The 6,258-nt window shown below is 39.7% G+C and carries 6 protein-coding genes and 1 pseudogene; all 7 read left to right on the forward strand.

Annotation, left to right across the window (positions count from 1 at the left end; translation table 11 throughout):
• The first annotated feature begins 59 nt into the window (after nucleotides 1-59).
• Nucleotides 60-710, forward strand: a complete 651-nt coding sequence (locus FJR06_RS00885) for a YdcF family protein (RefSeq protein WP_254433013.1) — start codon at nucleotides 60-62, stop codon at nucleotides 708-710.
• A 249-nt stretch (nucleotides 711-959) separates the two neighbouring features.
• Nucleotides 960-1,505 carry a dTDP-4-dehydrorhamnose 3,5-epimerase gene (gene rfbC, locus FJR06_RS00890; RefSeq protein WP_168650375.1) on the forward strand — a complete coding sequence of 182 codons (546 nt, stop codon included), beginning with the start codon at nucleotides 960-962 and terminating at the stop codon, nucleotides 1,503-1,505.
• On the forward strand, nucleotides 1,498-2,385 hold the full coding sequence (gene rfbD / locus FJR06_RS00895) for a dTDP-4-dehydrorhamnose reductase (protein ID WP_168650377.1): 888 nt from the start codon (nucleotides 1,498-1,500) through the stop codon (nucleotides 2,383-2,385). Before rfbC ends, rfbD begins: the two co-directional genes overlap by 8 nt.
• Nucleotides 2,382-3,458: a glucose-1-phosphate thymidylyltransferase gene (locus FJR06_RS00900; protein WP_015080414.1), complete on the forward strand. Its 1,077-nt coding sequence runs from the start codon at nucleotides 2,382-2,384 to the stop codon at nucleotides 3,456-3,458. The genes rfbD and FJR06_RS00900 overlap by 4 nt, the downstream gene beginning before the upstream one ends.
• A gap of 285 nt (nucleotides 3,459-3,743) precedes the next feature.
• Nucleotides 3,744-4,979 (forward strand): DUF1565 domain-containing protein, encoded by a 1,236-nt coding sequence (locus FJR06_RS00905; protein WP_168650379.1) that lies wholly within the window; start codon nucleotides 3,744-3,746, stop codon nucleotides 4,977-4,979.
• A gap of 96 nt (nucleotides 4,980-5,075) precedes the next feature.
• Complete coding sequence (locus tag FJR06_RS00910) at nucleotides 5,076-5,777, forward strand: COP23 domain-containing protein (protein ID WP_015080412.1); 702 nt, start codon at nucleotides 5,076-5,078, stop codon at nucleotides 5,775-5,777.
• A 195-nt stretch (nucleotides 5,778-5,972) separates the two neighbouring features.
• Nucleotides 5,973-6,258 (forward strand): annotated as a pseudogene (locus FJR06_RS00915) (COP23 domain-containing protein); the annotation flags it as partial.

Consider the following 6,258-nt stretch of genomic DNA (forward strand, 5'->3'; position numbering starts at 1 on the left):
AGGAGTCAGGAGTCAGGAGGAAGAAAGAGGAAGAAGAATTATGTAGAACTTGATAGCCTATGAAATGGAAGGTTAAATTAGCTTGGTTTGTTTTCGGGATCATATTGGTGTTAGTGGGCATAATTCCTGTGAAGATAGCGATAGCCTTTCACCAAGTTCCTGTACCCCAAGCAATCCTTGTATTGGGTGGTAATGGTAGTCGGATGGAATTTGCTGCCCAGTTCTGGCAATCTCACAGAAATTTAGATATTTGGGTTTCTGATTTTGAATCAGACTTAAATTATAATCGCCTGATTTTTGAAAAGTTTGGTGTTCCTAATCGGCAATTACGGTTTGATGGCAGAGCGACAGATACAGTAACTAATTTTACAACTTTGGTAAACAAATTTGCTGACAGTAAGTTACAGCATCTTTATTTAATTACATCGGATTATCATATCCGAAGATCAAGAGCTATCGCTACTATTGTCCTTGGTAGTCAAGGGATTGTGGTTACACCTATTGCTGTGCCGTCATTGGGTGACAATTCAGAATCTCTGCTGCGAGTCATGCGAGATTGTGGGCGATCTGTTTTGTGGATTGTGACTAATCGAACTGGAGCTAGTTTTAATCCTCGCATTAAAGCAACTACATTTATAAGGGAAATGCCGAAAACCCTTGAAGATGTAGCTGACTTAGGAAGCTACATCTGTGCTTTAGACAAGGGATGAAGGCTAGAGGCTTTCCTTTATTCATAAACAAATTATATACAGCAGATTTCGCTCTAATGAGGTACAAACTTGAACTATGAAACTCCTGTAGTGCGGGCATCTTGCCCGCTACATAAGTACCTCATAACACCGGAAAGTGCTGTAATAGTCAAATTGAATTTGAGCATATATGCTAATCTACTAACACTGAAGGTATTGACTGAAATAGTGATATTGTTTTAAGTGTTCTTTGAAATATTCAACCATTCAATGAATATTATCCCCACCTCTATTCCTGATATCCTCCTCCTAGAACCCAAAGTATTCCAAGACTCACGGGGCTTTTTCTTAGAATCCTACAATCAAAAAACATTCACAGAGAAACTGGGAATCACAGCCAACTTCGTCCAAGATAATCACTCCAAATCTGAATACAATGTGCTGCGAGGATTGCATTATCAAATCATCCAACCTCAAGGTAAATTAGTCCGCACCATTGTCGGGACAATTTTTGATGTTGCAGTAGACATTAGAAAAAATTCCTCTACCTTTGGACAATGGGTAGGTTACGAACTCAGCGCCGAAAACAAACGCCAATTGTGGATACCAGCAGGTTTTGCCCATGGCTTTCTCGTGCTTTCAGAAATTGCCGAAGTTATCTATAAAGCTACAGATTATTATACACCAGGAGGCGATCGCGCTATCCTTTGGAATGATCCAGATTTAGCCATAGATTGGCCTCTAGAAACACCCCCAATTTTATCAGCTAAAGATAGCAACGCTCCAACTTTCAAAAACGCCGAAGTTTATGAGTAAATCAATATTACTAATAGGTAGTAACGGACAAGTTGGTACAGAACTACAACATACCCTAGCATCCAACTACAAAGTTATTGCCCTTGCCCGTCCAGAAATAGACTTAACTCACCCTGACAAATTACGCCAAATTATCAGAGAAACCCAACCCGAAATAATTATCAATGCTGCTGCTTATACCGCAGTAGATAAAGCCGAAAGTGAACCAGAAAATGCTCACCTGATCAATACTGTCGCCCCGCAAATTATCGCTGAAGAAAGTCAAAAATTAGGAAGTTTCTTAATTCATCTTTCCACCGATTACGTATTTAATGGTAATAGTCATTATCCCTATCGAGAAACAGATAGTACCAATCCATTGAGTGTATATGGACAAACAAAATTAGCGGGAGAGATAGCAATTCAACAAAATTGTCCCCACCACATAATTTTGCGGACAGCTTGGGTTTATGGAACTTATGGAAAAAGCAACTTCGTAAAAACCATGTTACGAGTTGGTCAAGAAAGATCAGAAGTTAGAGTAGTTGCCGATCAAATTGGTAGTCCTACTTGGGCGCAAGATATAGCTTCAACAATTACCCAAATTATCCCCCAATTAACCTCAGAAAATGCGGGAATTTATCACTATACAAATAGTGGTGTAGCCAGTTGGTATGACTTTGCCATAGCAATTTTTGAAGAAGCAGAAAAACTTGGTTTCCCCCTGAAAATTGCCAATATTATTCCCATTACTACCCCCGAATATCCCACACCCGCAAAACGTCCTGCTTATTCTGTCTTAGCTTGTGAGAAAATATCTCAAATCTTAGGAACTTATCTTCCTCATTGGCGACAAGAACTAAGATTAATGTTAAAAGAATTACAAGGAAAATCTCTATGAAAGCACTGATTTTATCCGGTGGAAAAGGGACAAGATTACGCCCCTTAACTTATACAGGAGCAAAACAACTTGTTCCAGTTGCCAACAAACCAATTTTATGGTATGGCATTGAAGAAATGGCTGCTGCGGGGATTACTGAAATTGGTATTATTATCAGCCCAGAAACAGGGGCAGAAGTCAAGAATAAAACTGGAAATGGCGAAAAATTCGGTGTTAATATCACCTATATTTTACAAGAAAAGCCAGCAGGATTAGCTCAAGCTGTCCAAGTTGCCCAGACTTTTTTAGGAGATTCCCCATTTGCCATGTATTTGGGAGATAACCTGATTCAACAAGGAGATTTAAGTTCATTTTTAGATAAATTTACTCAACAACAACCAGATGCTTTGATTCTGTTACGTGAAGTCACAAATCCTAGCGCTTTTGGTGTGGCAAAGGTAGACGAAAAAGGCAAAGTATTACAGTTAATTGAAAAGCCAAAAGTTCCCCCGTCAAATTTAGCATTGGTAGGGGTTTATTTTTTTTCACCAGTTATCCATGATGCGATTTCTCTGATTAAACCTTCAGCTAGAGGAGAATTAGAAATTACTGATGCAATTCAATGTTTAATAGATCAAGAAAAAGAAGTTTTAGCTTATAATCTTGATGGTTGGTGGTTAGATACGGGCAAAAAAGATGATTTATTAGAAGCTAACCGTCTCATTCTTGATACCTATTTGCAAAAATCAATTTTAGGCGATATTGATCCGAAAACTCAAATTACTGGCAGAGTGCAAATTGGGACTGAATCTAAAATCATCAACTGTACAATTCGCGGACCCGTGGTAATTGGTAATAATTGCTATTTAGAAAACTGTTTTATCGGTCCATATAGTAGTATTGCTGATAATTCAACACTCATAGAAACAGATTTAGAACACAGCGTGGTTTTAGAAGGTGCTAAAATTACTGGAATTCAGCAACGAATTATTGATAGTTTAATTGGACAACGCGCCCAGTTAAGTATTGCCCCCCGTCGTCCTAAAGCATTACGCTTTTTAATTGGTGATGATTCTCAAATTGAACTGACTTGACGCTTTAATCTCTCTTTTTAACGGGGTTCTCCACTCACCCATCAAAACTTTTTGGCTTTTGATGGGTTCTCTATGACTAAACTAAGCTGTCGCGCACTTAAATTGTATAATTTGGAGGTGGAAACCCGCCTATAGCCCAGATTGGGTTCAAAAACTAGATGCGTAACAGCTTACCAGAGTTTTCACCCAATTTCGTTATAAGTTTTACTTGTCTTATCAGAGAATTTATGGTTTAATTCCTATTAAGTCATGTAACGATACACGTATCAAATCAAGGATGTACTTATGAGCAGCCAGTTTAGATCAAAAACCTCTGTTTTATTGGCGAACTTAGCTATATCTAGTTCCTTAATCGTCACTTTTCCAGTCCAGGCGCAATTGCCGACCGTTGCACAGGTAATTTATGTTGATCCAGCTATTGGTGTAAATACTGCTGAGGCTGGCACATCTGCAACAACTCCTTACAAAACCATTACCTTCGCACTGAGTCAGACTAAACCGGGTTCAGTGATTCAGTTAGCTCCCGGCAACTATAGCAGCGAAACATTCCCTATATTACTCAAACCAGGAATAACATTACGGGGTGACGAATCAAGCAAAGGTAGAAGAGTAGTTATTTCCGGTGGTGGTATTTATATCAGTCGCACCTTCGCTAAACAGAACATTACCATCCTGGCAGATCAAGATACCACAATTGCTGGTATCACAGTCACCAATACCAATGAAAGGGGTACGGGTCTATGGGTAGAATCAAGCAACCCCAAAATCATAAACAATACATTTACTAACAACTTCAGGGAAGGTGTATTTGTCACAGGCACGGGAAATCCTCAAGTTGAAAATAACCAATTTGTGCAAAACAGTGCCAATGGCATTGCTATCACAAAATCAAGCCGGGGAGAAATTCGCAATAATCTATTTCAAAATAATGGCTTTGGTTTAGCTATTGGTGATACTTCCACACCCTTAATCACAGAAAATCAAATAGTCCAAAATAAAGATGGTATGGTCATCTCTGAATCAGCCAAACCTTTACTGCGTAAAAATGTAATTCAGAATAATCAACGGGATGGTATTGTCCTCATTCTAAATGCTTCACCAGATCTGGGGACTAACAATAATCCTGGTAGCAATAGTATCAGCAATAATGGTCGTTACAACCTCTACAATGCTACCAAAAACTTCATTTCTGCTGTTGGTAACAATGTTGATGCCTCACGCATTGCTGGTTCAGTCGAAATAGGTAACAGCCAAAGATCAACACCGTATTCCTCCCAAAGCGATGATTTATCAGCCAACGATCCCAACATCGCATTACTACAAAAATGGGAATTAACACCCATTTCCTGTGCCTCTGGCAGCCAAGTAATTACCATCATGATGGGTGGTAAACAATACTGTGTTATGCCCCATCCTGACTTAACAGCCAATAGTTACGAATATAATCAGAGTAATGGCAACCTCAAAGCTTTAGTCAATTCCCCCAACAGAGCTTCCCGTCCGAAAAAAGAGGGTTTATAGGATCTGTGTTTTTGTTCTTTATCAATTATTTCCACCTTTTTAGTCAGAAAACGGAAAAGTCTAATCTCCTCTTACTTTAAACATTTACGAGGTCTTATGAAACATCAATGGAAAACAACGATTCCGAGGTCGGGCTTCGCTATCACAATTGCCACCTTAGCCCTATCCAGTATTTTGTCCTGGGGATCTACGGTTCAAGCCTTACCACCTGTGGATAATACAGATGATAATAGTAACAGTACCGCCATGCCGGATGTAGACCCATCGGAGGAAGCCAACACTGGAACTCAATTTACCTGTGTATCCCAAGGTGATGGTAACGTAGCTACAGTTGGTCAGCGACCCGGTGGAGAACCAATCCCTGTAATTATTTGGACTTCAGCATCTTTAAAATACTTTGGTGAGAAATTTACTCCTCAAAGCCGTTGCCAAATCGTCACACCGAAATTAAATGCGGCTGTAGCTGAAAGTGGCGGTAGCCTCAAAGATGTCGTGCTGATGAGCGGTAAAGTCCGCAATAAAACTGTCATTTGCGTAGTTTCTGTCAATGACACTGGTTGTGATGGTAATAATACTCTATTTACTTTAAACCCGGACAACGCCAAAAAGCCAGAGGAAATTCTTACCCAAATGATGCAAATCAGTCGTGAGGGTTCTAGTGCTGGCGTAATTCGGGAAACAAAAGGTCGTGTGCAGGTAACATTGAGCGATTTACTACCCAGAAAGAATAAGAATAATCGCGTACCTCGGCAAATCAGAAAAAAACCTGCTATTAGAAATAAGTCTGGTGGTTTGTAATTATTAATTTAATGGGTACTAAGTAGGTGGACGTAAAATAACCAAAATGTATAACGATATGTAAATTTACCTCAATGCGTTATTGTGCTTGAGTTTTAGCCATTTCACAAAACGAAATATATTTTGATTTTCCTCCGCCCACCTACTTACATCTCATGCTGATGCTCCTCTTACTTTAAACATTTACGAGGTTTTATGAAACATCAATGGAAAACAACGATTCCGAGGTCGGGCTTCGCTATCACAATTGCCACCTTAGCCCTATCCAGTATTTTGTCCTGGGGATCTACGGTTCAAGCCTTACCACCTGTGGATAATACAGATGATAATAGTAACAGTACCGCCATGCCGGATGTAGACCCATCGGAGGAAGCCAACACTGGAACTCAATTTACCTGTGTATCCCAAGGTGATGGTAACGTAGCTACAGTTGGTCAGCGACCCGGTGGAGAACCAATCCCTGTAATTATTTGGACTTCAG

Source organism: Dolichospermum sp. UHCC 0352 (assembly GCF_009711925.1).
In the GTDB taxonomy this organism is placed as follows: Bacteria; Cyanobacteriota; Cyanobacteriia; order Cyanobacteriales; family Nostocaceae; genus Dolichospermum; species Dolichospermum lemmermannii.